The sequence below is a fragment of the Streptomyces puniciscabiei genome, from assembly GCF_006715785.1.
GTDB lineage: Bacteria > Actinomycetota > Actinomycetes > Streptomycetales > Streptomycetaceae > Streptomyces > Streptomyces puniciscabiei.
The window spans coordinates 1-23,454 of record NZ_VFNX01000003.1 but is presented as its reverse complement, the minus strand read 5'-3'; the positions used below and the strand labels follow the sequence as shown (position 1 = coordinate 23,454).

The following is a 23,454-nucleotide window of genomic DNA, read 5'->3' as shown; positions in this document are numbered from 1 at the left end:
CCGCCCCCGGCGGAGAAAGGCCCCGCGCATGAACGTCACGTCCGCCGCCACCGCGAGCGCGGTCACCTTCGTCTGGCTCGGCATGGTGCTGGCGATCTCCTTTCTGGAGGCGCCGCTGAAGTTCCGTGCACCGGGCGTGACCATCCCGGTCGGCCTGGGCATAGGCCGGCTGGTCTTCCGCGCGCTGAACACCGTGGAGGCGGTGCTGGCCGTCGTCGTCATCGCCGCGATCGCCGTGGGCGGTGCCCCGGCCCGGATCACGGCGCTGACCGCGGTCGTCGCCGTACTGCTCCTCGCCCAGCTGGCCGCCGTCCGGCCCTGCCTCAACCGCCGTTCCGACCGGATCCTCGCCGGTGAGGAAGTGCCCCGCTCCCGCAGCCACTTCTGGTACGTGGGGCTGGAGCTCCTGAAGGTCCTCGCGCTGATCGCCCTGGGAATCGGCCTGCTCACGGTGTGACGGCGTGAGGCCGCCGGCCCGGGGGCGCAACCGGGCGCGTCACCCGCCCCACGAGAGCCCGGCCATCGACGCGTCGTCGTCCGTGGCCGCACGGTCCCTGCGACACGGCCGTCAGGCGGCGCGTGTCGCCGAGGCGGGCTCCGGCGGCCACCGGTCGTGCCAGCGCAGCTCCGCCTCCAGCTGGGCGGCGACGGAAACCAGCAGCGGTTCGCTGTTGGCCGGGCCGAGCAGCTGGGCGCCGACCGGGAGACCGTCCCCGGTGAACCCGGCGGGCACGTTCACACCCGGCCAGCCCAGCACGTTCCACGGCCAGGCGTACGGGCAGGCGGCGATCATCGCCCGGTCGGTGGCCAGCCCGCCGAGCCGGGAGAAGGCGCCGATCCGGGGCGGGGGAGCGGCCGTCGTGGGCGCGAGGATCACGTCGTACGACGCGAAGAACCGGCCGATCCGCCGGTGCAGCACCGCCTCCGCACGCCGGGCCGCCCGGAGCGGGGCCCCGCCGAGCAGCCGGCCGAGCCGGGCCGCGTCCCTGGTGCGCGGATCGAGCAGTGCCGGGTCGGGCACCTCGCGGACGTACTCGGCGATACCGGCGGTGGCGCGTGGCACGAAGGTCAGCCCGATCTGCCCGTACGGCGGGTCGGCCTCCTCCACGTCGTGCCCCAGCTCGGCGAGCTTCCCGGCGAGTTCGACGACCCGGGCGCGGATCTCCGGGTGCAGCCGGGCCGGTACGGCGGTGAACGGCGGCTTCAGGGACAGGGCGATGCGCAGCCGGCCCGGGTCGCGGCCGACCGCGTCCGCCACTGTCAGCGCGGGCGGCCGGTGCGGGTCGCGGTCGTGGTTGCCGCTCGCCGCGTCCAGCAGCAGGGCCGCGTCCGCGACCGTCCGGGCGAGGGTGCCGTTGACCGTGATGCCCTGGAAGGCCTCACCGCGCGGCCAGGTGGAGACACGGCCCCGCTGCGGCTTGATGCCGACCAGACCGGTCCAGGCCGCCGGAATGCGCACCGAGCCGGCGCCGTCGGAGCCGAGCGCCGCGGGGACGAGCCCGGCCGCGACGGCGGCGGCCGAGCCCCCGGACGAACCCCCGGGCGTGTGCCCGGGGTGCCAGGGATTGCGGGTGTCCCCGAACGCGGGCCCCTCGGTGAACGGCCACTGCCCCAGCTCGCAGGTGTTGGTCTTGCCGACGATCACGGCGCCGGCCGCGCGCAGCCGCCGTACCGCCTCGCCGTCCTCGGCGGCCGCGGGGAACTCGCCGGGGCAGCCGAACGCGGTCGGCTCCCCGGCCACGTCCATGTCGTCCTTCACCGCCACCGGCACCCCGAGCAGCGGACGCCGCGCCCCGGTGGCCAACTCCCGGTCGGCGGCGTCCGCTTCGGCGAGCGCGGCCTCGGCCCGCACGACCCGGAAGGCGTTCAACGTGCCCTGGCCGGCCTCGATCCGGGCCAGCGCCCGCTCCACCAGCGCACGGGAGGTCACCTCCCCGTCGGCGAGCGCACTCCACGTCTCCACGAGTCCGGCGGAACGATCGTGCGTCATGGGCGGGCACCTCCGGGAGACTCCGGGACCTGTGTCTACCGAACGGTAACGTCACGATCGGGCTGCCGTACGGGTTTCGCCCGGATGCCGGTCACGCGATGGGAGCGCGGGGCTCCCCGGTTCCGGGGCCGGGCGGGGTCACGTCGCCCCCGGGCACGCTCGACGTACGGCTCAGGCGGCCGCGGCCTCGCCAGCGTCGCCGTGCGGCCGGGCGACGAACTCGCTCAGCCGGGCGACGACCTCGGTCAGCTGGGCGGCGACCTCGGCGTCGTCGACCGGGTGGGTCTCGGCGAAGCGGGTCAGGGAGCCCGGGATGGACAGCTTGATGTCCTCGATCACCCTGCCGCCGGCGATGCCCACGGCCTTGCGGGCCTCGTCCTGCGCCCAGACGCCGCCGTACTGGCCGAAGGCGGTGCCGATCACGGCGACCGGCTTGTCACCGAAGGCGCCGGCGCGGTACGGGCGGGACAGCCAGTCGATGGCGTTCTTCAGGACGGCCGGGATGGTGCCGTTGTACTCGGGGGAGAAGAGCAGGAAGGCGTCGGCGGCCCGCGCGGCCTCGCGCAGCTCGGCGGCGGCGGCCGGGACGCTGCCCTCGACGTCGATGTCCTCGTTGTAGAAGGGGACGTCGGCCAGGCCCTCGTGGACCACGACCTCGGCTCCCGCCGGAGCGAGCTTGGCGGCGGCCTCGGCGAGCTGGCGGTTGGCCGAACCGGCACGAAGGCTGCCGACGAGCGCGAGGATGCGAACCGACATGGGGAACTCCAAGGAGGCTGAAACATCGCCGTTACGATCCGGACCGAGGTCCGGTTATGTTGTACGACTCTAACCGGACCCTGGTCCAGTTTTGTTCCCGATGCTTTACGCTGTCTTCATGTCCAGCGCCCTGCCGCCCTTCCCGCCGCCTCAAGAACCCCTCGACGCCCCTCAGTTGCTCGAGGTCGGCATGGGGCCCGAGGAGCCTTCCCTGCGGGCCGACGCGGCGCGCAACCGGGCCCGGCTGCTGGAGGCCGCCGCGCGGCTGATCGCGGAGCACGGAGTGGCCGGGGTGACCATGGAAGCGGTCGCGGCGGCGGCCCAGGTGGGCAAGGGGACGGTCTTCCGCCGCTTCGGCGACCGGACGGGACTGCTGATGTCCCTGCTCGACCACTCGGACCGGAAGCTGCAGGCCGACTTCCTGGGCGGGCCCCCGCCGCTGGGGCCAGGAGCGCTGCCCCTGGAGCGTCTGCGGGCGTTCGGCGTGGCGGTGCTGTACCGCAGGGTCGAGCAGCTCGACCTGTTCCTGGGCGCCCAGACGGAGCCGACCCGCCGGTTCTCCCACCCTGCGGTCACCGCGCTGCGCACCCACGTCACGATGCTGCTGCGGCAGATCGTGCCGGACGCCGACTGCGAACTGCTGTCCCAGACCCTGCTCAACTCGCTCGACCCGGCCCTGATCCACCACCAGACCAGGCAGTGCGGGATGCCCATGGAGCGGCTGGAGGCCGGCTGGATCGACCTGGTCGCCCGGGTCACCGGCACGAGACCGCCCCGCTGAGCTCGGGTCGGCGATCGTCAGGGGGCTCGGTGCAGGGCTCGGCGCGTGTGGCCTTGCCCGGGTGTTGCGTGGGTGGTCGAAGCCTGCGGGTCAGTGATGCGTCGCATCCGATCGAAGCCGGCCGGGCCACTCGCGCGTTGGGCGGGTGATCGAGGCCTGCCAGGCCGCTCAGGCGTTGCGCCGGTGGCCGATGCCCCGCGGGTCCCTTTTTGTTGCCGGCCATCGACCACCCCGGGGCGCTCGCTCGTTGCGCCGGGCAGGGATCCGTCATGCGGCCGCCTTGTCGTGGTACCGGCCGAGCCCGTTCGCAGGCTCGGCCGGCTGAGCGTCGACCCATCCGGCCGCCCGGCCGAGCGGGGGCCTACGCCCCTCATGGGTTCAACCAGCCTCGGCCCAGACCCGTCACGCGGCCGCCCCGCGGGGATCCGGGCGCGGTCGGTCTGCTGGGCGCGTGGTCCGATCGGCGTGGCCGCCGTGCCGTACTGCGGCGCGGCGATTCGCACGGGGCTTCCCGCTGGGCCGCGGTTCGGTCGCCACCCCGTGCTCCTGCCGGTCGGAGCCCTGCTCCGCGTCCGTCAGCCGTCCCGGCCGCCGAACATGTCGAGCAGCCCCTGGGGCGCGTCCGCGCGGAACAGCAGGGCGGCGCTGTGCGCGGACTCCGCCGCGGACGCCTCCGCGCGCCGGAACATCCGGTCCTCGTAGGCGGCCAGCGCGGCCTCGGTGTCGCCGGGGTGCGCGGTCACGGCGAGGCCCAGTTCGGCGCCGTCGAGGAGGGCCAGATTGGCGCCCTCGCCCGCGAACGGCGACATCAGATGGGCCGCGTCGCCGAGCAGGGTGACCCCGGGCACCCGGTCCCAGCGGTGGCCGACCGGCAGCGCGTGGATCCGCCGGGGCACCAGCGCCCCGTCCGCGTCGGCGACGAGGGCCCGCAGGCTCTCGTCGAAGCCGTCGAACTCCTTCAGCACCGCCGCCTTCGCCGCTTCGGTGTCGCCGAAGTCGATGCCGTCCAGCCAGTCCTCCGGTGCCTCGACGGCCGCGTACACGTGCAGACTGCCGTCGGTCTCGCGGTGCGCGAGGAATCCGCGGCCCGCGTCGAGAGCGAAGAGCATCCCGCCGCCGACGACCGCCGCGCTCGCCGGATGCCGCAGATCCGCGTCGAGCAGGTCGGCCTCGACGAAGGACACGCCCGTGTAGGCGGGCCGGGCGGCGGTGAGGAGCGGGCGGATCCGGGACCAGGCGCCGTCCGCGCCGACGAGCAGGTCCGTCGTGAAGATGGTGCCGTCCGCGAGCGCGACCTCGTGCCGGCCGTGGCCCAGCGGGCGCGCGCCGGTGACCTTGGCGCCCCAGTGGATCGTGCCCTCGGGCAGGGAGCCGAGCAGCAGCTCGCGCAGGTCGCCGCGGTCGATCTCGGGCCGCCCGCCGGAGCCGTCGTCGTCCTCGGCGAGCCGGACGGTGGCGTGCCGGTCCAGGACGCGCAGGGCCTGGCCCCCGGGATGGACGCGCTTCAGGAACTCCTCGTGCAGCCCGGCCGCCCGCAGCGCCTCCTGCCCGGAGTCGTCGTGGATGTCGAGCATGCCGCCCTGGGTCCGGGCGGTCGGCGCGGGGTCCAGGTCGAGGAGGGCTGCCTCGATGCCGTGCACGTGCAGCACACGGGCGAGCGCGAGCCCGCCGAGGCCCGCGCCGACGACGGCGATCGGGTGGTGGGGGTGGCTGGTGGTCATGGGGGCCTCCTGGCGGGTCAGTCGGGTACGGCGGTGCGCTCGATGCCGTTGATCAGGGTCTGGAAGGCCCAGGACAGGCGGGCCTCGGGGGCGCCGGAGAGCAGTGCCTCGGCGCTCGCGGCGATGTGCGGATGGGTGCCGGACGGTGCCTCGCGCAGGGCGTGGGCCAGAGCCTGCAAGCCGCCCGGGGTGTCCTCCCCGGCGTGCTCGGCGGCGGTCGCGGCGGCGTGCTGCAGCAGCAGGTCGACGCCCCACGCGGCCTGTGCGCGGGGCACCCCGCCCGACTGGAGCAGGCCCAGCAGGGTCTCGATGAGCCGCAGATAGTGCGGCCCGCTCGGCCACGCCGTGAGCGCCGAGCGGGCCAGGCTCGGATGCTCCAGGAGCATCGCGGTGTAGCCGGTGAGCACCTGCTCCAGCCGCTCCCGCCAGGTGCCCTCGGCCGGGGCCGGGGCGAGCCCGCCGAGCAGCTCGTCCAGGACGGCCGCGTGCAGTTCGTCGGTGTTGCGGACGTAGACGTACAGCGAGGCCGGGCCGGTGTCGAGTTCCTGTGCCAGCCGCCGCATGGTCACCTTCCGCAGCCCTTCCGCGCGCAGGATCGCGACGGCGGCGGCGACGATGCCCTCCCGGGTCAGGGCGGGCTTGGCGGGGCGCTCGCGGCGGGAGCGGGGAGAAGCGGTCATGCCGCCAGCGTAACGAACGTGTTCGTAGCGAACAAGTTCGTCACGAACGCGTTCGCACAGCCGACTGCTCCGGGTGCTCCGGCGACTGCTCCGGCGGCGGATTCCGTCGAACGGTGAACCACGCTGCCCCGCCTCTTCCCGGCCCCCGCCCCTCTGCCAAGATGCGGTCTGTCATGGTGCAGATACCGAACACGCCCACGAGTGCCGATGTGGCCCGCCTGGCGGGCGTCTCGCGCGCGACCGTGTCCTACGTCCTCAACAACACCAGCGCCGTACGGATCAGCGAACCGACGCGCCGCCGCGTGCGCGAGGCCGCGCGGGAACTGGGGTACGTCCCGCACGCCGCCGCCCGCAGCCTGCGCGCCGGACACAGCCGTATGGTCCTCATGCCCGCCCCGGCGATCCCGGTGGGCCCGCTCTACAGCGGGTTCCTCAACGAGCTGCAGTGGGGGCTCGGCCGGCTCGACTACACCGTCGTGCAGTACGGCAGCGTCGGCCTCCAGGGTGACGAAGCCGCCCGCGCCTGGGCGGAGTTGCGGCCGGTCGCCGTCCTGGTGCCGGGTGCGGAACTCGGGCCGCAGGGCGTCGGCGTCCTCAAGCGCTCCGGTGCCCGGGCCGTGCTCACCCTCGGCCCCGAACGGGTCGACGGCGCGCATGCCCTGCTCATGGACCACGCCGCCGTCGGTGAGTGCGCGGGTGCCCATCTGCACGCCCGGGGGCGACGACGGATCGGTGTCGTGGTGCCCGAGGAGTCCGGCCTGGAGGCGTACTCCCGGCCCCGGCTCGCCGGTGTCCGACGGGCGCTGCAGGGCACGGACGCCGTCGTCACGCGGCTGCCGCTCGCGTACACGGAGGAATCGGCCGCCCAACTGGCCGCCCGCTGGCGCGAGTCGGGGCTGGACGCGGTGTTCGCCTACAACGACGAGTACGCGATGCTCCTGATGCGCGCCCTGCAGGACGCGGGTGTGCGCATCCCCGACGACGTGGCCGTGATCGGCGCCGACGACCTGATGCTCGGCCGGCTGCTGCGGCCCCGCCTGAGCACGGTGCACATCGAACTGCCCTCGGGCCGCGACCTGGCCGAACTGGTCGACCGGGCCGTCCGCGACCCCGGCGCCGAGCCGGAGGTGCACAAGGTCCTGGGCGCCTCGGTGGTCCAGCGTGAGTCCACCTGACGGCGGGCATCCGCGCGGGCCGGAGCGCAGGTGGCGCAGGTGACGCCGGCGGGGTACACCTCCTGGTGGTGACGGGGTTCCGGAGCGGCGTCACCACGATGTAGTTTCGCGCTCAACCAATTAGTGTCAGGGGGAGTTCCTCACCGCCCGGCGATCGATCGGAGAGCCGTATGCCGCTGCTCGACCCGAAGACCTGGCAGGACCGCCGTCCTGCCGGACCCGCCCACACCGTCACCGAGCCCGCCACCGGTGACGCGCTCGGCACCGTCACCCTCGCCGCGCCCGGGGACGTGGGTGACGCCGCACGCGCCGCACGTGCCGCCCAGGGCGACTGGGCCAGCGCACCGCACGTCCAGCGCGCCCAGGTGCTGCGCAGAGCGGGCGACCTGTTCACCGAGCATGCCGAGGAACTGCGCGACTGGCTGGTGCGCGAGTCCGGCTCCATCCCGGGCAAGGCGGACTTCGAGCTGCATGTGGCCGCCCAGGAGTGCTACGAGGCCGCCGCCCTCGCCTCCCGTCCGACCGGGCAGGTGCTGCCCAGCGAGGCCCCCCGGCTGTCGTACACCCGCCGGGTCCCGGTCGGGGTGGTGGGCGTGATCTCCCCGTTCAACGCGCCGCTGATCCTGTCCATCCGCTCCGTCGCGCCGGCCCTCGCGCTCGGCAACGCCGTGGTCCTCAAGCCGGATCCGCGCACCGCCGTCTGCGGCGGCCTCGCCCTCGCCGCCGTCTTCGCGCGAGCCGGCCTGCCCGAGGACCTGCTGCACGTGCTGCCCGGTGGCGCGGAGACGGGCCGGGCGCTGGTGGAGGACCCGCTCGTCCCCGTCATCTCCTTCACCGGCTCCACCGCGGCGGGCCGCGCCGTCGGCGAGGCGGCCGGCCGTCATCTGAAGCGGGCCCACCTCGAACTCGGCGGCAACTCGGCCCTGATCGTGCTCGACGACGCCGACCTCGACGCCGTGATCTCCACGGCGGCCTGGGGCTCGTTCTTCCACCAGGGCCAGATCTGCATGACGACCGGCCGCCATCTCGTGCACGCCTCGCTCTACGACGAGTACGTCGAACGGCTCGCCGCCAAGGCCGACTCGCTGACGGTCGGCGACCCCCACCGCGAGCAGGTGCACCTCGGGCCGGTCATCGACGCGGGACAGCTCGCCAAGATCGACGGCCTGGTGCGCACCAGCACCGCCCGCGGCGCGAAACTCGCCGCGGGCGGCACCCACGAACAGCTCTTCTACCGGCCGACCGTGCTGGCCGACGCGGCCGACGACACCCCGGCCTACACCGAGGAGGTCTTCGGCCCGGTCGCGCCGGTCCGCTCCTTCACCAGTGCCGACGAGGCGGCGGCACTCGCCGCGGACAGCCCGTACGGCCTCTCCCTCGGCATCGTCACCCGGGACACCGCCCGCGCCCTGGACCTGGCCGAGCGGATTCCGACCGGCATCGTGCACGTCAACGACCAGACCGTGAACGACGAGGCGGTGGCCCCGTTCGGCGGCGTCGCCGCGTCCGGGACGGGCGCCCGCTTCGGCGGTGAGGCCAACCTGGACGCCTTCACCGCGCTGCGCTGGACGACCGTACGCGGCGACGTGGCGCCGTACCCGTTCTAGGCCCTGTCGTCAAACTCCCGTCTGCCCCGCGACGCCATGCACGCACTCTCGCCGCACCGGGCGCAGACCCAAGTACATCCAGTACGAGGGTCAGCGCCCGGCACGCCGAGAGCACGCACCTGACGCCGCAGGGCCGCCCTCCGGGCGACGACGGGAGTTTGACGACAGGACCTCGGCCCTTCCCGGGACTACTGGCCCGCGCCGCCCTGGGCCTCCTGGGCCGCGATGCTCTTGCGGACCTCGTCCATGTCCAGCTTCCGGGCCTGACCGATGAGGTCCGCCAGGGCGGGCTCGGGCAGGGCGCCCGGCTGGGCGTAGACGGCGACCTTGTCGCGGACGATCATCAGCGTCGGGATCGACTGGATGCCGAAGGCCTGGGCCAGCTCCGGCTGGGCCTCGGTGTCCACCTTGGCGAACACCAGGTCCGGGTTGTCCACGGCGGCCTTCTCGTACACGGGTGCGAACTGGCGGCACGGCCCGCACCAGGCGGCCCAGAAGTCGATCAGCACGAAGTCGTTGTCGGTGACCGTCTGGTCGAAGTTGTCCTTGGTCAGCTCCACGGTGCTGCTCATGGCGTGAGTCCCTCTTCCTGGGGTGGGGGTGTGCCGACGGCGGAAACACGGCCGCCGGACCGCCTATTCCACACGCGCACGTCTGTGTTCGGCGCGCGTACCCATGTGGCCGTCGCGCACACCACCCACCAGACTGACCTCATGACGGAAACGAGGGAAACGGAATCCATCGCGTACGACGTCGTGGTGCTCGGGGCGGGTCCCGTGGGGGAGAACGTCGCCGACCGCACCCGCGCGGCAGGTCTCACCACCGCGGTCGTGGAGAGCGAACTGGTCGGCGGCGAGTGCTCGTACTGGGCGTGCATGCCCAGCAAGGCCCTGCTGCGGCCGGTCATCGCCCAGGCGGACGCCCGCCGGCTGCCCGGCCTCGACCGGGCGGTCCAGGGCCCGCTCGACACCCCGGCCGTCCTCGCCCGCCGGGACGAGTACACCTCCCACTGGAAGGACGACGGCCAGGTCGGCTGGCTGGACGGCATCGGCGCCGATCTGTACCGCGGCCACGGGCGTCTCGCCGGCCCACGCACGGTCACCGTGACCGCCCCCGACGGCACTGTCACCACTCTCACCGCCCGGCACGCCGTCGCCGTCGCCACCGGCACCCGTGCCCAGCTGCCCGACCTGCCCGGCCTCGCCGAAGTGAAGCCCTGGACCAGCCGCGAGGCCACCAGCGCCGAGGCCGCCCCCGGCCGGCTGATCGTCGTCGGCGGCGGTGTCGTCGCCACCGAGATGGCCACCGCCTGGCAGGCCCTCGGCTCCCGGGTCACCCTGCTGGTGCGCGGCAAGGGCCTGCTGAACCGGATGGAGCCGTTCGCCGGGGAACTGGTCGCCGAGGCGCTCACCCAGGCGGGCGCCGACGTCCGCACCGGCACCTCCGTGGAGTCCGTCACCCGCGAGAACGGCACGGTCGTGGCCGTCACCGCCGCCGGCGACCGGGTCGAGGCCGACGAGATCCTCTTCGCCACCGGCCGCGTCCCGCACACCGACGACATCGGCCTCGACACCGTCGGCCTGGAACCCGGATCCTGGCTGGACGTCGACGACACCCTCCGGGTCACCGGCACCGACTGGCTGTACGCGGTCGGTGACGTCAACCACCGGGCCCTCCTCACTCACCAGGGCAAGTACCAGGCCCGCATCGCGGGCGCCGCCATCGCCGCCCGCGCGGCCGGCGACCCGCTGCTGGCCGAGTCCTGGGGCGCGCACGTGGCCACCGCCGACCACCACGCCGTACCCCAGGTGGTGTTCACCGACCCCGAGGCCGCCGCGGTCGGCCTCTCCCTCGCCGAGGCCGAACAGGCCGGCCACCGCGTCCGCGCCGTCGACGTCGAGTTCTCCGCCGTCGCGGGCGCGGGCCTGTACGGCGACGGCTACAAGGGCCGCGCCCGCATGGTGGTCGACCTCGAGGACGAGATCCTGCGCGGCGTCACCTTCGTCGGCCCCGGCGTCGGCGAGCTCATCCACTCGGCGACCGTCGCCGTCGCCGGCCGCGTCCCGGTCGGCCGCCTGTGGCACGCCGTCCCGTCGTACCCGACGCTGAGCGAGGTGTGGCTGCGGCTGCTGGAGGTCTACCGCGACAAATGACCGACGGCGGAAGGAAGTTGACGGTGGAAGGACGTTACGGCAGTTCGAAGCCGAGCGCCTCCGCCGCCGCCTCCGGTGTCGGCCGGTTCCACAGGGCGGCGACCGCCTCGTTCGTGGACAGCGAGCGCAGTTCGGCGCGGTCCAGATAGAGGGTGCCGTCCAGGTGGTCCGTCTCGTGCTGGACGATCCGGGCGGGCCACCCGGTGCACACCTCGTCCACCGCGCGCCCCTGCTCGTCCTCGGCGCGCAGCCGCACCTCGGCGTGCCGGGCCACCACCGCCTGCCAGCCCGGCACGCTCAGGCAGCCCTCGTAGAACGCGGCACGAGCGGTGCCGGCCGGCTCGTACACCGGGTTGACCAGGACCCGGAACGGCTGCGGCACCCGGCCCCGGGCCACGGCGACCTCCTCGGGCACCGGCGCCGGATCCTCGATGACCGCGATCCTGAGCGCCACGCCGACCTGTGGGGCGGCGAGGCCCACCCCGGGCGCGGCGTGCATGGTGACGCGCAGGGCCTCGACGAAGCGGGCCAGCAGGGCGGGACCGAGCTGACCGTCGTACGGCTCGGTACCGCGCCGCAGCACCGGCTGCCCGGCGGCGACGATGGGCAAGGGGCCGCCGGCGGCGAGGAGTTCCTCGACCCGCTCGGCGAGCGGTGCGTGATCACGGAGAGGGGCCATCGCGTCAGCATGCCATGCCGCCCGGCCGCCGACGGGCGCATCCTGGCCATGACGCCGTGAAGCAGAGTGTTCCCACAGGCCGGCGCCGGCTCCGGCGCCCAGGAGACGAACAGAGCTGCACGAGAGGGAGAACGGGACGCGCCGCGGGAGGGCGGCCGCGCCCGACGGCGCGGCCAGGGCGAGCTGGAGGGCCGGGTCCTCGGCGCGCTGCACTAGGCGGACGGCCCGGTCACCGCGGCCTGGGTGCCGCAGCGCCTCGGCGGGGAGCTCGCCCCCACTACCGTCGTCACCGTCCTGACCCGGCTGCCGGCCAAGGAGGTCGTCGCCCGTGCACGCCGGGGCCGCTCCTTCCCGTGGACGCCGACCGCCGACGTGGGCCGCCTCGCCACCCTGCGCATTGCGCCGCCTGCTGGACGGCGGGCGGGACCGTGAGGCGGTTCTCGCCGGCTTCGTCACCGCCCTGCCGCCCGACGACGAACGGGTGCCGCGCGCCCTGCTCGACGCTCCGACATCGAGGAGAGGAAGACGTCGTTCTCCGTACGGTCCCTGATCCCGGACACCTGGCCCGGCTTCGCCCGGCTGGTGGCGGAGCACGACGGGGCCCGGGGCGGCTGATGGTGCAGGGCGTTCCACGCGGAGGGCGTGGGCCGCACCAGGACGCCCGAGCAGAACCGGACGGACAAGGAGGCGCGGGTCCGCGAGGGCAGGACACACGCGGCCCTTGTGGACGACGGCCCCCACTGCGTCGGCTGGTGCCGGTTCGCCCGACCGCCGAGCTGGCCCGGATCGAACACCGCCGCGCCTGCGAGGCGGCCGCCCCTGTCCCGCCCGACTGGCGGATCACCTGCTTCTTCGTGCACCGCGTGGTCCACCGCACGGTACGGCCGTCCGCATGAGACATGCCGAGGGCCCGGCCCCCCTGCCGGGAACCGGGCCCTCGCCCCGTGGCTCACTCCTGCGGGAAGCCCCCGGCGAGCGCCGAGGCGATCCGCAGGTGCCGCTCCGCCTCCTCCTGCCGGGCCTGCCGCTGGAGGGTGCGGCCCAGCATCAGCCGGGCGTACTGCTCCACCGGGTCACGCTCGACGATGCGCCTCAATTCCGCCTCGGCGCGGCTCAGTTGGGCCGAGTGGTAGTAGGCGCGGGCGAGCAGCAGCCGGGGTCCGGTCTGCTCCGGCACCTCCTCGACCAGCCCGGTCAGCACCCGTGCCGCGCCCGCGTAGTCCTTGGCGTCGAAGAACCGCTGCGCTCGGTCCCAGCGCTCGGCGGGGGTGCCGTGGTCGTAGTACGTGGTCTCCACCTGCGTCTCCACTCGTGACCTCCTTCGGTGGCCACAACGGAACGCACTTGTTCAATATTCCACTAACTTTTGCCGGTGACAGGTCCCGATCATGCGCTACCGTGCCGATCATGGGGGAGTTGACAGTGATCAGGCACGGCCAGACCGAATGGAGCCTGTCGGGCCGGCACGCCGGGCGTACCGACGTGCCGCTGACCGCCGCCGGTGAGGCCGCGGCCAGGGCGCTCGCTGCCAGGCTGGCCCGACGCCGTCCGGTCGCCGTCCTCAGCAGTCCGCTGGGCCGGGCCATGCGGACCGCCGAGCTGGCGGGCCTGACCGGAGTCAAGCCGGATCCCGACCTGCTGGAATGGGACTACGGCGGCTACGAGGGCCTGACCGCGGAACAGATCCGGGAGGTGAGGCCCGGCTGGGAGCTGTGGCGGGACGGCGTCGTGCCCGGTGACGCCGACCATCCCGGCGAGCAGCTTTCGCAGGTGGCCGCGCGCACGGACGCGGTGCTGGACCGGATCCGGCCGCTGCTCGACGACGGCGATGTCGCGGTCGTCGCCCACGGCCATCTGGCGCGCGTGCTCGCCGTGCGCTGGCTCGGCCTCGACGCGTCCGCCGCCCGGCTGCTCGGCCATCCGCATCCGGGCACGCTCGGTTTCCTGGCGACTGAGGACGGGCAGCCGTGCATCTCCGCCTGGAACGTCCCCTGACGTCACTTGAGTTCGATCCCCAGGCCGAACTCGCCGCCCGGGTGCCGGCCCGTGGATCCCGCCTCCGTGACCCACGGGCCACCGCGACGGTGGAGCTCCGGCGGGACGGTTCAGCGGGCAGCCCGCCTCAGGACGAGGTGATGCCGTCAGTGTCGGGACACCGGTGCCGTGGTGGCGGCCCGGATCCGGGCAAGTCGCTGTTCCAGCTTCGTACGGCAGCCGGGCCACTCCTCCGCGGTGATCGAGAACATCGCGGAATCACGGAGCAGGCCGTCCTCACCCGGTGCCCACGACCGGGACCAGTTCCGCAGCACTCCCTCGAACCGTGCCCCCACTTTCTCGATCGCCGCCCGTGAGCGGCCGTTGCGCGCGTCCGTCTTCAAGTCGACGCGCGCGACACCCCAGTTGTCGAAGGCGTGCCGGAACAGCAGGAACTTGGCCTCGGTGTTCAGCCCCGTGCCCTGGGCCGAGGCCGCCAGCCAGGTGAAACCGACCTCGATCGCGCCGAGACCGTCACCGCCTGGCCAGGGGCGCGGATCCCAGTAGGCGGTGGCACCCACGGCCCGCCCCGACGACGTCTCCACCTGCGCGTACGGAGCCAGCTTCCCGGCGGCGGCACGAGCGAGCTGCATGTCGATGTACCCCTCGACCTCGGCCGCCCGCGGCACCCAGGTGAACGCATACGGAGCCCGGTCCTCCTCGGCCGCCACCGCCAGGTCCGCGGCATGGCGCTGGTCCAGGGGCTCCAGGCGCACCAGCGACCCCTCGAGAACCGGGCCCTCGAGCGTGAAACCCACTGGTCATCCCTCCGTGCCGGTGTGCTGGGCGAGTTGTGCGGCGAGGAAGTCCAGCAGGGCGGAGTTGAAGGCCCCGGGCTGCTCGGCGCCGGGCAGATGACCCGCCTTCTCGATGACGACCAGGGTGGCATGGGGGACGAGACGGTGGATGGCCTCGGCGTCCGCGACCGGCGTGTAGACGTCGTCCGCCCCGACCAGGATCAGCACCGGTCCCCGTACGGCGGCCAACGTGTCCCGGTAGTCGGGGCGTTCGGCCCGCCCGCGCAGCGCCGCCGCCGCGCCGCGGGGGTCGGTGGCGCGCATCATGCCGAGGACTCGCTCGGCGACGTCCGGCATCGCGGTGACGTTGTACGGGGCGAGCATCTTGTCGATCACCTCGCCCGCGTAGCCGTCCATCCCCTCGGCGAGGAGCCGGTCGGCCAGCCGGTTGCGGAACTCCCGGCCCTCATCGGTTTCGGCGGGGGCGGAGGTGTCGGACAGGACGAGGGCGTGCACCCGCCGCGGGTGACGGCGCTGGAACTCCATGGCGATCTGACCGCCCATGGACACACCGCCGACCACCGCTCGCCCGATGCCCAGGTGGTCGAGGAGCGCGGCGAGGTCGTCGGCGAAGTCGGAGAGGAGGACCTTGCCGGGGGTGACGCTGCTGCGGCCGTACCCGCGCAGGTCAGGGGTGATGACCCGGTATCCGGCTGCGATCAGCGCCTCGGCCTGGGGCGCCCACAGGGTGCGGTCGAAGGGGTGCCCGTGGATCAGCAGGACCGGCAGCCCGGTCGAGGGCCCGAGATCGTCGTAGTGGAGGGTGGCGCCACGCAGGGCTGTGGCGTTCAGGTCAGGCACACTGACTCCATGATCGGCAGGTCGGCATACGAGCTGTTCCAGCGTCAGCCCATGGCAGCGTAGACCTTGCCCCTGGGGGCAAGGTCAACTCTCCGTACGCGTTATTCCGGATCGGTGTCTTCGTTGAAATCGCCCAGGTGCACGGGCTGTCGGTCGAGGGCGCCGACGGCCAGGGCATCGGGCAGCAGATCTGCCATCCTCTTCGGCCGTACGGTCTCCGCGGTGATGGCCAGTTCGGCCGTGGACCACCAGTGATGCCCGTAACGGGCCTCCTCCGTCCGGATGTTGATCGCGCGAGCCTCGTCCGGTGTGACGCGGGCGAGACGGTATTCCTCGTACTGGTCGAAGACTCGGCCGTCGACTCCGAAGATCGCCTGCCGGGTCCAGACGACGGGGCTCAACCGTCCCGTGGACAGGGACAGCGCCGTCTCCTCCCAGACCTCACGCACCGCGGCCTGGAGGTAGTTCTCGCCCTCCTCCACGGCGCCACCCACGGTGAACCACCATCTCGCTCCGGGCCTGCGCGGATCGCGGCCGCACAGCAGCAGCAGACGATCGTCGTCGTCCACGAGGAGAACCCGGGAAGTCCACCGCTTGGTCAGGGCCATGGAGCTACGCCCTGTTCCGTCGTAGATCCCGGCCGGCGCTGAGGGCCGTGGCGGCCAGGAGGCCCAGTGCCGTGCTCTCGGCCAGGGAGCCGGGGCTGACGGCGGTGTGGAGGGCGGCGAGGAGGTTCTGGCTCGCCGCGAGCGTCAGTCCGGTGCCGATGCACAGGAGGGCCGTGGACAGCCGGCGTGTGCTGGGCAGGTGGGCGGTGCGGGAGATGCGGGCGACGAGGATGCACAGGCGGAGTGCGAGGAACCCGAGCGTGAGCCAGTAGGAGGTGACCGCGGCGGCGTCGGCGAAGCCGGTGAGGTGTTCGGTGATGCCGCTCCAGGCCGTCAGGCACAGGGCGACGACCGCGGCGGTCGGGGCGGCCAGGGTGCGGACCGCTGCGGCGGTCAGGCCGCGGAGTGCTGAGCCGCTCAGCGGTGGGAGCGGCGCTGCGAGGGCGATGCCCAGCAGGAGCGGGACGGGCCAGAGGCTGGTCGGGGGGTGGTGGATGTCGGCTGTGAGGGTGGTGGAGGGTTCGGCCGAGCGCAGCAGCAGCGCGGTGGCGGCGGTGAGCGCGAACAGGGCGACGGTCAGCACGCGGCGGGTCTGTCCGCTGGACGTCTCGGGCCAGTCGCCGGGGTGGAGCCACAGCCGTGCGGCTCCGGCGAGGGTGTCGGGCCAGCAGCGGATGCCGGCTGCGGACACCTCGTGGTGGATGTCCTCGCCCCATCGCTCGCGTACGGCGGGTGGGTAGAGCCGGGTCAGGAGCGTGGCCGCGTTCATGCCGGGGTGATGCCGAGCGCGCGCAGGCCGGCGGCGGAGATGCGGGCCAACTGTTCGAGCTCGGCGCGCAGTTGGTCGCGGCCCGGGTCGGTGATGCGCATGGTGCGGTGGCGTTCCCGGGTCTCGGGCGCCTCGTCCGCGGGCTGGATCAGCCCGCGTCCCTCCAGGCGGGACAGCGCGCCGTAGAGGCTGCCGGGGCCGAGTCTGCGGCCGGTGAGTTCTTCGATCGCGGTGTTGATGGCGTATCCGTGCCGCGGGCCGTCCGCGAGGACGGTGAGCACGAGCATCTGGGCGTCGTTGCTGTGCATGAGCCTCCTTCCTCCGGTCTGCATACTACGAACCGCGATACTACTTGTCACGTAGTACGAGACGCGTACCGTGACCGCCTCTAGGGGCGACGGAGCCTGAGGGCCAGGAAGTGCGGCCGGCGGTGGGTCTTCTCGTAGCGACGCGGATCGGCCTGCCGTGCAGACTCCTGCGCGCGCGGCTCCTCCAGAGCCTCCAGGACGAACCCGGCCGCCAAGAGCTCACCGAGGAACTGCTCCAGCGTCATCCGCCAGTAGCTCAGGGCGAAACCGTCGCCGAAAGGCAGTTCCACGCGTTCGTGAGCGAAGTAGGAGCCGCCGAAGTAGCCCCAGTCGCCGGTGGGATGGGTCGTGGACACGGGCAGGGTGCCGCCCGGCCGCAGGACGCGCCGGATCTCGGCGAGGAGTTGTGGGCGCGCGTCGATGTGGTGGTACACGAGTGCCATGACGACCAGGTCGAACGACTGGTCCGCCAGAAAGGCCGCCGGCTCCTCCAGGTCGTGACGGTGCAGGACGGCATCGGCCCCGATCCGCTCCCGCGCGCGGTGCAGGAGGGTCTCGCTCCCGTCCACGCCCACGACCTGAGCGGCTCCCCGGTCCAGGAATTCCGCGAGGTAGTGGCCGGCCCCACACCCGAGGTCCAGGACCCGGAGTCCGGTCACCTCACCGGCGAGCCTCAGCATGGCCGGCCGGTCCGTATGCGCGTGGTACGTGCTGTCCGTGGCCTGCGACGCGAACTGTTCGCCCATCTCACCGTGGTACGCGGTCCCGGCTGTCATCCGGGCATTCTCGCAACGTCCCTGGGCGGTAGGGTGCCCAGCGACGGCGACGCGCCGCATGGTGGCTGGGAAGCAGCGGTGGCACGGCGGCAGGGCTCGTCACGTCCGTGAACGCGGAGGCGCTGTGGGGATGAATCAGCCGGTGTCCGGAGAGCGGGGGGCGGATCAGCCGTCGGTCCGGATGGGGCCGTGGCGGTTCGTGGTCTGGTTCGGCACGGTCAGCCTGCTCGCCGATGTCGTCTACGAGGGCGCCCGTTCGATCACCGGCCCGCTGCTGGCCTCGCTGGGCGCGTCCGCCCTCGTCGTCGGAGTGGTCACCGGCGCCGGTGAGGCCGCGGCGCTGGGCTTGCGGCTGGTGTCCGGGCCGATGGCCGACCGGACCCGCCGCTTCTGGGGACTGGCGATCGCCGGATACGCCCTGACGGTCGCCTCGGTCCCGCTGCTGGGCGTGGCCGGGGTGCTGTGGGCCGCGTGCGTGCTGGTGATCGCCGAGCGGGTCGGCAAGGCGGTGCGCTCACCGGCGAAGGACACGCTGTTGTCGCATGCCACCGCCGCCACCGGGCGGGGCCGCGGCTTCGCCGTCCACGAGGCGATGGACCAGATCGGCGCCCTGGTCGGCCCGCTGCTGGTGGCGGGCGTGCTCGCGCTGACCGGGAACGACTACGGCCCCGCGCTCGGTGTGCTCGCCGTCCCCGGCATCGCCGTACTCCTGCTGCTGTTCCGGCTGCGGGCCCGGGTGCCGGACCCGGAGGCCTACGAGCGCGAGATGACGGCCGCGGCGCCCAGGACACCGGCCGGGCGGGAGGGGCGGCTGCCGAGGGCGTTCTGGACCTACGCCGCCTTCACCGCGGCCACCACGACCGGCTTCGCCACCTTCGGCGTGCTCTCCTACCACCTCGTCCAGCGCCATCTGCTGTCCACCGCGTGGGTGCCGGTGCTGTACGCGGCGGCGATGGCCGTGGACGCGGTCGCCGCGCTGGCCACCGGCTGGCTGTACGACCGGCTCGGCCCCCGCGTGCTGATCGCCCTGCCCGTCCTCGCGGCGGGCGTGGTGGCGCTGGCGTTCACCGACACGGTCGCCGTCGCGGTGCTCGGGTCCCTCGTGTGGGGCGCGGCCATGGGCATCCAGGAGTCGACCCTGCGCGCGACGGTCGCGGACCTGGTGCCCAGCGGGCGGCGGGCGACCGCGTACGGACTCTTCGCGGGCGTCGTCGGCGCGGCGAGCCTGGCCGGCGGCGCGCTGACCGGCGGGCTGTACGGCTACTCGATCCCCGCGCTGATCACGGTGGTGGTCGCGATCCAGGCCCTGTCCGTGGTGTTGCTGCTGGTCACCTGGGCCGACGGCCGCTGACACAAGGGCCGCCCGCGGGCGGGATGCGAATGCCGAGGCAGCGGGGCGGTGCACCGTTGCTCTGCCGTCGGAGCACCTGCCGCCCACGGCCCCGGTTGGTTGCCGCCGCGGTCGTCCGGCAGGAGACTGCTGGTATCCGGCGACGGGGCGCGCCGCCGGCCGCACCGACACGGTGCCGATGGCCTCTACCCGCTGACCATGCTCACGTCCGAGGAGGTCAGGGTCATGCCCCGGATCACCGTCGACATCGACGCCACCGCTTCCTCCACCATCCGGACGTCCGAGGACGGCGCCTCCGGCCGCCTCACCTCGACGGGCTGGCCGGTCGGACACGGACGGATCCCGGACACCCTCGACGCCGACGGGTCGCCCCTGGACGCCCTGGTACTGATGCCCGAACCAGCCCTGGCCGGCGCCACCGTGCCCGCATGGCCGCTGGGCGTCCTGCATCGCCTCGTGAACCAGGCCGTGCCCGCCGCCCCCGTGCTGCTGTGCGTGGCCGAGGACCCTTCCTTCATCGGCCTCGTCGACACCGGCGACCTGCCCCGCTGGCATGCCGAGGGCGACGCCTGGGCCGCCGTGCTGGCCCGCCTGCAGCACCTGGACGCGGGCGAGGTCACCGACTGCGGCAGCCGTGCCGAGGCCGAACACCTGATCAGCACCGCCCATCACGCCTACGAGCGGCTCACGGGATGCCTCGAGTGAAGGAGGACCGGGTACGGAGGACCGGGTACGGCCGGGTGGCCGGGACACCGCCCGGCAACGGGTCCGTCAAGATTCAGCCAAGCGCCGCACAGGGGACCCTTAGGTAAGGCACACCTAACCTATGCTGAGCTGGTCCCCAGGCAGCCCGCCCCCACCGGGTCGCCACCTGAGCACGACCCGGAGTTCTCCCCATGTCCAGCGGCAACATCGCCCTGCTCGGCGCCATCGCGGGCTTCACCATCTACCTCGGCCTTCCGCTCGGCCGGCTGCGCACCCCGACGCCCCGCCTGAAGGCCGGGCTGAACGCCGTCGCCATCGGCATCCTGGTCTTCCTCGTCTGGGACGTCCTCACCCACGCCTGGGAACCGGTCGACGCGGCGCTGAGCGACCACCAGTGGGCGACGGTCGCCTCCGGGGGACTGGTCCTCGCGGCCGGACTCACCGTCGGACTCGCCGGGCTGGTGTACTACGACGCCTGGACCGCCCGCCGCCGGGCAGCCGCCGAGCGTCCCGCCGGTCCCGGCGCCGCCGCGGCGACGGAGCTGGCGCCGGCCCCCCGCAGCCAGGCGGCCTCCCTCGCCCTGATGATCGCGACCGGCATCGGCCTGCACAACTTCGCCGAGGGCCTGGCCATCGGCAACTCGGCCGCCAAGGGCGAACTCTCCCTCGCCGTGCTGCTCATCATCGGCTTCGGCCTGCACAACGCCACCGAGGGCTTCGGCATCGTCGCGCCGCTCGCCGCCGAGGGCGAACGCCCCACCTGGCCCACCCTCTTCCGGCTCGGTCTGATCGGCGGCGGACCCACCTTCCTCGGCACCCTCGTCGGCCAGCACCTCGTGAACGACACTCTCTCCATCGCCTTCCTCGGCCTGGCCGCCGGCTCCATCCTGTACGTCGTGATCGAACTGCTCGCCGTGGCCCGCAAGGCCCAGCTGAAGACGCTCACCACCTGGTGCGTCCTCCTCGGTCTGCTCCTCGGCTTCGCCACGGACGCAGTGGTCACCGCCGCCGGAGCCTGAGCGTCTCCGGCCGACGGGCCCCTCGCGGCGGGGCGTCAGTCGTGCGGCGGCAGGTGGCCGATCTGGTGGTCGGCGATGTTCAGCGCCTCGTCGACCAGGCGGCGCAGATGTCCGTGCCGCAGGGCGTACACGACCCGGCGCCCCTCCTTCCGGGTGGTCACGAGCCCGGCCAGACGCAGCCGGGCCAGATGCTGGCTGACCGACGTCCGCGCGGCGTCGGTCGCCTGCGTCAGCGTCGTGACGTCGGCCTCGCCCTCGCCGAGCCGCCGCAGCAGCGCCAGCCGGGTGCGGTCGGCGAGCAGGCCGAGCACCTCCACGGCGACCGCGAGGCGTTCGCCGTCGTCCGCCTGTTGCGAGGGGTGCGCACCTGACAGATGCATGCGTGCGTTCATGTGCACATAATGGGGGGAGCGCAGTACCGACGTCCACCGACGTCCACCGACGTCCACCTTCGGCCAGCCCGCCGTCCGTGAAAGGTGCACCGTGAACGAGCAGACGCACACCCATGAGCCGCACGGGCACCACCACGGCGGCCACGGACACGGTCATGGTCACGGGCATGATCATGATCAAAGCCGCGGAGGCGGGCGGTGGTCGGAAGTCCGGCACCGGCTCGCTCACCTGGTCACTCCGCACAGCCACGAGGCGCTGGACAAGGTGGACCCGGCGATGGAGACCTCCCGCGAGGGGATGCGCACGCTGTGGCTGTCGCTCACCGCCCTGGGGGCGACCACCGTCGTGCAGGCGGTGATCGTGGCCGTATCGGGGTCGGTCGCGCTGCTGGGCGACACCATCCACAACGCGGCCGACGCGCTCACCGCCGTGCCTCTCGGCATCGCGTTCCTGCTCGGGCGGCGGGCGGCCAACCGCCGCTACACCTACGGATACGGTCGCGCCGAGGACCTGGCCGGCATCGCCGTCGTGCTGACCATCGCCGCCTCCTCCGCGCTGGCCGCCCACGAGGCCGTCGACCGTCTGCTGCACCCTCGCGACGTCAGCCATCTGTGGGCCGTCGCCCTCGCCGCGCTGGCCGGGTTCGCCGGCAACGAATGGGTGGCCCGCTACCGCATCCGCACCGGCCGCAGGATCGGCTCGGCCGCGCTGGTCGCCGATGGCCTGCACGCCCGCACCGACGGCTTCACCTCCCTCGCCGTCCTGCTCGGCGCCGGCGGCGCCGCCCTCGGCCTGCGCTGGGCCGACCCGGCCGTCGGGCTGCTGATCACCGCCGCGATCCTCATGGTGCTCAAGGACGCCGCCCGCGAGGTCTGCCGGCGCCTGATGGACTCCGTCGACCCCGCCCTGATCGACCGCGCGGAGCGGGCCCTGCACACCGTCGAGGGCGTCGAACACGTCGGCTCGGTGCGGATGCGCTGGATCGGCCACTGCCTGCGCGCCGAGACCGACATCGTCGTCGACCCGCGGCTGAGCGTCGCCCGGGCCCACGCCATCGCTGTCGAAGCCGAACACGCCCTGATCCATGCGGTGCCCCGGCTGACTGCCGCCACCGTGCACACCGACCCGCACCCCACGCCCGGCAGCGGCGATCCGCACGCGGCCCTCAGCCATCACGCCACCCGCTGACGCCCCGCACGTCGATCACCAGGGCGGACATGACCGACCAGAAGGACCACGGAGAGGACCGCTACGACCGGGCGCGCAGCGACGAGCCCGGGGCGCACTCGGGCGCCGAGAGCCAGGCCCGGGAGCGATCCGTGCCGGGTACGGCGAGCGCCGAGGAGGGCTACCTGCCCGAGCACGGTACGACGGCGGGCAACCCACTCGAAGGCGTCGAGGCCACCGAACGCACCAGGGACGAGCCGGACGACGACGGCGGGAGCGGCCGCCGTCGCCAGGCACCGTGACAGAGGTGGGCCACCCTCTGTCCAAGCGAGCGTCTAGCCGCACGTCAGCGTCGGCATCGCCCAGTCGCCGTGGTCGTTTCCGTTGCCGTCGCCGGCGTCACCGACCTTGAGGTCGATCACCTGGGCGCCGCTGACATCGACGTCGATCGGCTGCGCGGCCTGTCCGCCGCGCAGCGTCGGCGTGGTGACGAGGGTCTTGCCGTCGGCGATCACGGAGAACGTCACCGTTCCCGCCCCACCCGTCTCGTCGTCCACACCGACGTCCGCCGTGAACCGCGAGCACTTTCCGGCGAGGTAGAGCTCGACGTCGCTGACCGAGTTGGTGCCCAGGCCCTTGGCGTGACGGACTCCGGCGATGCTGATCGGACGGCCGTCCCCGGCCGCCTGCTCGCCGACGCTGGTGTCGCGCTCGACCGGCCCCCACCCGTTGGTGGACGACAGGAACGGCAGGTCGCTCACCGCGTTCCTCCCGGCCGGCGGAGCCGGTGGGATCCCGCCGACGACGCGCTCGTCAGCGCCGACGGCCTGCCGTCCGTTCTGCACGTAGTGCACGGTGGCGGTGAGTGCCGACGCGGAGGGCAGTTTCCCGGCCGGCGGCTGGACCTTCCAGGTGAAGGTGGCCGAGCCGCCGGGGTGCACGCGCTTGACCGAGGTGGGGCTCGTGGCACTCACGCTCCAGCCGTCGGGCGCGGCGAGCGATGCCGTCAGCCGGGAGGCGGCCGGTCGGTCCTTCGGCACCCGCACCGTCGCCTCGGCCGTGAAGGCCTGTGCCGATCGAGCGGAGTCCGGCACGTCCAGGGTGACGTCCGCTCCCGGACGCTTCGGCATCGCGTACGTGCGGTGGTCGTAGCGGGGGCTGTCGTTCTGCGCGACACGCAGGGA

27 protein-coding genes and 1 pseudogene are annotated in these 23,454 nt (G+C 73.5%); 13 read left to right on the top strand and 15 right to left on the bottom strand.

Annotation, left to right across the window (positions count from 1 at the left end; genetic code table 11):
- Positions 1-28: 28 nt before the first annotated feature.
- On the top strand, positions 29-457 hold the full coding sequence (locus tag FB563_RS35900) for a hypothetical protein (protein WP_055705697.1): 429 nt from the start codon (positions 29-31) through the stop codon (positions 455-457).
- A gap of 111 nt (positions 458-568) precedes the next feature.
- On the opposite strand, the gene FB563_RS35895 is transcribed toward FB563_RS35900, so the two are convergent.
- Both FB563_RS35895 and FB563_RS35890 read right to left on the bottom strand, forming a co-directional pair.
- On the bottom strand, positions 569-1,990 hold the full coding sequence (locus FB563_RS35895) for an amidase (protein WP_055705696.1): 1,422 nt from the start codon (positions 1,988-1,990) through the stop codon (positions 569-571).
- A gap of 171 nt (positions 1,991-2,161) precedes the next feature.
- A complete protein-coding gene (locus FB563_RS35890; RefSeq protein ID WP_055705695.1) occupies positions 2,162-2,746 on the bottom strand; it encodes an NAD(P)H-dependent oxidoreductase in 585 nt (194 codons plus the stop codon).
- Between the two features lie 100 nt (positions 2,747-2,846).
- Between FB563_RS35890 and FB563_RS35885 the strand changes: the two genes are divergently transcribed.
- Positions 2,847-3,527 carry a TetR/AcrR family transcriptional regulator gene (locus FB563_RS35885; protein WP_199832786.1) on the top strand — a complete coding sequence of 227 codons (681 nt, stop codon included), beginning with the start codon at positions 2,847-2,849 and terminating at the stop codon, positions 3,525-3,527.
- 575 nt (positions 3,528-4,102) lie between these two features.
- On the opposite strand, the gene FB563_RS35880 is transcribed toward FB563_RS35885, so the two are convergent.
- A complete protein-coding gene (locus FB563_RS35880; RefSeq protein ID WP_055705693.1) occupies positions 4,103-5,248 on the bottom strand; it encodes an FAD-dependent oxidoreductase in 1,146 nt (381 codons plus the stop codon).
- Positions 5,249-5,265: 17 nt separating this feature from the next.
- On the bottom strand, positions 5,266-5,928 hold the full coding sequence (locus FB563_RS35875) for a TetR/AcrR family transcriptional regulator (RefSeq protein ID WP_055705692.1): 663 nt from the start codon (positions 5,926-5,928) through the stop codon (positions 5,266-5,268).
- 173 nt (positions 5,929-6,101) lie between these two features.
- On the opposite strand from FB563_RS35875, the gene FB563_RS35870 reads away from it, so the two are divergent.
- A complete protein-coding gene (locus tag FB563_RS35870; RefSeq protein WP_055705691.1) occupies positions 6,102-7,103 on the top strand; it encodes a LacI family DNA-binding transcriptional regulator in 1,002 nt (333 codons plus the stop codon).
- A 170-nt stretch (positions 7,104-7,273) separates the two neighbouring features.
- Positions 7,274-8,710 carry a benzaldehyde dehydrogenase gene (locus FB563_RS35865; protein WP_055705690.1) on the top strand — a complete coding sequence of 479 codons (1,437 nt, stop codon included), beginning with the start codon at positions 7,274-7,276 and terminating at the stop codon, positions 8,708-8,710.
- 188 nt (positions 8,711-8,898) lie between these two features.
- On the opposite strand, the gene trxA is transcribed toward FB563_RS35865, so the two are convergent.
- Positions 8,899-9,282, bottom strand: coding sequence for a thioredoxin (trxA, locus tag FB563_RS35855; RefSeq protein WP_055705689.1), 384 nt, complete (start codon positions 9,280-9,282; stop codon positions 8,899-8,901).
- Between the two features lie 141 nt (positions 9,283-9,423).
- Here trxA and FB563_RS35850 point away from each other — a divergent pair, with 141 nt between their 5' ends.
- Positions 9,424-10,863, top strand: a complete 1,440-nt coding sequence (locus FB563_RS35850) for a dihydrolipoyl dehydrogenase family protein (RefSeq protein WP_055705725.1) — start codon at positions 9,424-9,426, stop codon at positions 10,861-10,863.
- Between the two features lie 34 nt (positions 10,864-10,897).
- Here FB563_RS35850 and FB563_RS35845 read toward each other — a convergent pair whose 3' ends face one another.
- A complete protein-coding gene (locus tag FB563_RS35845; RefSeq protein ID WP_055705688.1) occupies positions 10,898-11,542 on the bottom strand; it encodes a peptide deformylase in 645 nt (214 codons plus the stop codon).
- Positions 11,543-11,725: 183 nt separating this feature from the next.
- Between FB563_RS35845 and FB563_RS35840 the strand changes: the two are divergent.
- Positions 11,726-12,092, top strand: a pseudogene (locus FB563_RS35840) (BlaI/MecI/CopY family transcriptional regulator).
- Between the two features lie 202 nt (positions 12,093-12,294).
- A complete protein-coding gene (locus tag FB563_RS43615; RefSeq protein WP_159045493.1) occupies positions 12,295-12,438 on the top strand; it encodes a hypothetical protein in 144 nt (47 codons plus the stop codon).
- A 53-nt stretch (positions 12,439-12,491) separates the two neighbouring features.
- Here the strand turns inward: FB563_RS43615 and FB563_RS35835 are convergent, their stop codons facing one another.
- Entirely contained in the window at positions 12,492-12,839 is a 348-nt protein-coding gene (locus FB563_RS35835; protein ID WP_055705724.1) for a tetratricopeptide repeat protein, read from the bottom strand.
- Between the two features lie 110 nt (positions 12,840-12,949).
- Here FB563_RS35835 and FB563_RS35830 point away from each other — a divergent pair, with 110 nt between their 5' ends.
- Complete coding sequence (locus FB563_RS35830) at positions 12,950-13,537, top strand: histidine phosphatase family protein (protein ID WP_055705723.1); 588 nt, start codon at positions 12,950-12,952, stop codon at positions 13,535-13,537.
- 146 nt (positions 13,538-13,683) lie between these two features.
- On the opposite strand, the gene FB563_RS35825 is transcribed toward FB563_RS35830, so the two are convergent.
- The 6 genes from FB563_RS35825 to FB563_RS35800 all read right to left on the bottom strand — a co-directional run bounded on the left by FB563_RS35825 (position 13,684) and on the right by FB563_RS35800 (position 17,635).
- On the bottom strand, positions 13,684-14,334 hold the full coding sequence (locus tag FB563_RS35825; protein WP_055705687.1) for a GNAT family N-acetyltransferase: 651 nt from the start codon (positions 14,332-14,334) through the stop codon (positions 13,684-13,686).
- A gap of 3 nt (positions 14,335-14,337) precedes the next feature.
- Entirely contained in the window at positions 14,338-15,165 is an 828-nt protein-coding gene (locus FB563_RS35820; RefSeq protein WP_055705722.1) for an alpha/beta fold hydrolase, read from the bottom strand.
- A 110-nt stretch (positions 15,166-15,275) separates the two neighbouring features.
- Entirely contained in the window at positions 15,276-15,782 is a 507-nt protein-coding gene (locus FB563_RS35815) for an NUDIX hydrolase (RefSeq protein WP_055705686.1), read from the bottom strand.
- A gap of 4 nt (positions 15,783-15,786) precedes the next feature.
- On the bottom strand, positions 15,787-16,551 hold the full coding sequence (locus tag FB563_RS35810; protein WP_055705685.1) for a hypothetical protein: 765 nt from the start codon (positions 16,549-16,551) through the stop codon (positions 15,787-15,789).
- Positions 16,548-16,859 carry a PadR family transcriptional regulator gene (locus FB563_RS35805; protein WP_142219171.1) on the bottom strand — a complete coding sequence of 104 codons (312 nt, stop codon included), beginning with the start codon at positions 16,857-16,859 and terminating at the stop codon, positions 16,548-16,550. Before FB563_RS35805 ends, FB563_RS35810 begins: the two co-directional genes overlap by 4 nt.
- 80 nt (positions 16,860-16,939) lie before the next feature.
- Positions 16,940-17,635, bottom strand: coding sequence for a class I SAM-dependent methyltransferase (locus FB563_RS35800; RefSeq protein WP_055705607.1), 696 nt, complete (start codon positions 17,633-17,635; stop codon positions 16,940-16,942).
- A gap of 130 nt (positions 17,636-17,765) precedes the next feature.
- Here FB563_RS35800 and FB563_RS35795 point away from each other — a divergent pair, with 130 nt between their 5' ends.
- The 3 genes from FB563_RS35795 (at position 17,766) to FB563_RS35785 (ending at position 20,710) form a co-directional block, all read left to right on the top strand.
- Positions 17,766-18,986: an MFS transporter gene (locus FB563_RS35795; RefSeq protein ID WP_055705606.1), complete on the top strand. Its 1,221-nt coding sequence runs from the start codon at positions 17,766-17,768 to the stop codon at positions 18,984-18,986.
- A 198-nt stretch (positions 18,987-19,184) separates the two neighbouring features.
- Positions 19,185-19,691, top strand: a complete 507-nt coding sequence (locus FB563_RS35790) for an inorganic diphosphatase (RefSeq protein WP_055705605.1) — start codon at positions 19,185-19,187, stop codon at positions 19,689-19,691.
- Positions 19,692-19,882: 191 nt separating this feature from the next.
- Entirely contained in the window at positions 19,883-20,710 is an 828-nt protein-coding gene (locus tag FB563_RS35785) for a ZIP family metal transporter (RefSeq protein ID WP_055705604.1), read from the top strand.
- 35 nt (positions 20,711-20,745) lie between these two features.
- Here FB563_RS35785 and FB563_RS35780 read toward each other — a convergent pair whose 3' ends face one another.
- Complete coding sequence (locus tag FB563_RS35780; protein ID WP_055705603.1) at positions 20,746-21,102, bottom strand: ArsR/SmtB family transcription factor; 357 nt, start codon at positions 21,100-21,102, stop codon at positions 20,746-20,748.
- 91 nt (positions 21,103-21,193) lie between these two features.
- Between FB563_RS35780 and FB563_RS35775 the strand changes: the two genes are divergently transcribed.
- Both FB563_RS35775 and FB563_RS35770 read left to right on the top strand, forming a co-directional pair.
- A complete protein-coding gene (locus FB563_RS35775) occupies positions 21,194-22,291 on the top strand; it encodes a cation diffusion facilitator family transporter (RefSeq protein ID WP_055705602.1) in 1,098 nt (365 codons plus the stop codon).
- Between the two features lie 29 nt (positions 22,292-22,320).
- Entirely contained in the window at positions 22,321-22,572 is a 252-nt protein-coding gene (locus tag FB563_RS35770) for a hypothetical protein (RefSeq protein ID WP_055705601.1), read from the top strand.
- Between the two features lie 33 nt (positions 22,573-22,605).
- Here the strand turns inward: FB563_RS35770 and FB563_RS35765 are convergent.
- On the bottom strand, positions 22,606-23,454 hold an 849-nt coding region (locus FB563_RS35765), incomplete at its 5' end, for an NPCBM/NEW2 domain-containing protein (protein WP_208766331.1).

What these genes read in the sequence shown, in the direction of transcription:
- FB563_RS35900 (WP_055705697.1), top strand. Translation starts at nt 29, where the DNA reads ATGAACGTCACGTCCGCCGCCACCGCGAGCGCGGTCACCTTCGTCTGG.
- FB563_RS35895 (WP_055705696.1), bottom strand. Translation starts at nt 1,990, where the DNA reads ATGACGCACGATCGTTCCGCCGGACTCGTGGAGACGTGGAGTGCGCTC.
- FB563_RS35890 (WP_055705695.1), bottom strand. Translation starts at nt 2,746, where the DNA reads ATGTCGGTTCGCATCCTCGCGCTCGTCGGCAGCCTTCGTGCCGGTTCG.
- FB563_RS35885 (WP_199832786.1), top strand. Translation starts at nt 2,847, where the DNA reads ATGCTTTACGCTGTCTTCATGTCCAGCGCCCTGCCGCCCTTCCCGCCG.
- FB563_RS35880 (WP_055705693.1), bottom strand. Translation starts at nt 5,248, where the DNA reads ATGACCACCAGCCACCCCCACCACCCGATCGCCGTCGTCGGCGCGGGC.
- FB563_RS35875 (WP_055705692.1), bottom strand. Translation starts at nt 5,928, where the DNA reads ATGACCGCTTCTCCCCGCTCCCGCCGCGAGCGCCCCGCCAAGCCCGCC.
- FB563_RS35870 (WP_055705691.1), top strand. Translation starts at nt 6,102, where the DNA reads ATGGTGCAGATACCGAACACGCCCACGAGTGCCGATGTGGCCCGCCTG.
- FB563_RS35865 (WP_055705690.1), top strand. Translation starts at nt 7,274, where the DNA reads ATGCCGCTGCTCGACCCGAAGACCTGGCAGGACCGCCGTCCTGCCGGA.
- trxA (WP_055705689.1), bottom strand. Translation starts at nt 9,282, where the DNA reads ATGAGCAGCACCGTGGAGCTGACCAAGGACAACTTCGACCAGACGGTC.
- FB563_RS35850 (WP_055705725.1), top strand. Translation starts at nt 9,424, where the DNA reads ATGACGGAAACGAGGGAAACGGAATCCATCGCGTACGACGTCGTGGTG.
- FB563_RS35845 (WP_055705688.1), bottom strand. Translation starts at nt 11,542, where the DNA reads ATGGCCCCTCTCCGTGATCACGCACCGCTCGCCGAGCGGGTCGAGGAA.
- FB563_RS35830 (WP_055705723.1), top strand. Translation starts at nt 12,950, where the DNA reads ATGGGGGAGTTGACAGTGATCAGGCACGGCCAGACCGAATGGAGCCTG.
- FB563_RS35815 (WP_055705686.1), bottom strand. Translation starts at nt 15,782, where the DNA reads ATGGCCCTGACCAAGCGGTGGACTTCCCGGGTTCTCCTCGTGGACGAC.
- FB563_RS35810 (WP_055705685.1), bottom strand. Translation starts at nt 16,551, where the DNA reads ATGAACGCGGCCACGCTCCTGACCCGGCTCTACCCACCCGCCGTACGC.
- FB563_RS35805 (WP_142219171.1), bottom strand. Translation starts at nt 16,859, where the DNA reads ATGCACAGCAACGACGCCCAGATGCTCGTGCTCACCGTCCTCGCGGAC.
- FB563_RS35800 (WP_055705607.1), bottom strand. Translation starts at nt 17,635, where the DNA reads ATGACAGCCGGGACCGCGTACCACGGTGAGATGGGCGAACAGTTCGCG.
- FB563_RS35795 (WP_055705606.1), top strand. Translation starts at nt 17,766, where the DNA reads ATGAATCAGCCGGTGTCCGGAGAGCGGGGGGCGGATCAGCCGTCGGTC.
- FB563_RS35790 (WP_055705605.1), top strand. Translation starts at nt 19,185, where the DNA reads ATGCTCACGTCCGAGGAGGTCAGGGTCATGCCCCGGATCACCGTCGAC.
- FB563_RS35785 (WP_055705604.1), top strand. Translation starts at nt 19,883, where the DNA reads ATGTCCAGCGGCAACATCGCCCTGCTCGGCGCCATCGCGGGCTTCACC.
- FB563_RS35780 (WP_055705603.1), bottom strand. Translation starts at nt 21,102, where the DNA reads ATGAACGCACGCATGCATCTGTCAGGTGCGCACCCCTCGCAACAGGCG.
- FB563_RS35770 (WP_055705601.1), top strand. Translation starts at nt 22,321, where the DNA reads ATGACCGACCAGAAGGACCACGGAGAGGACCGCTACGACCGGGCGCGC.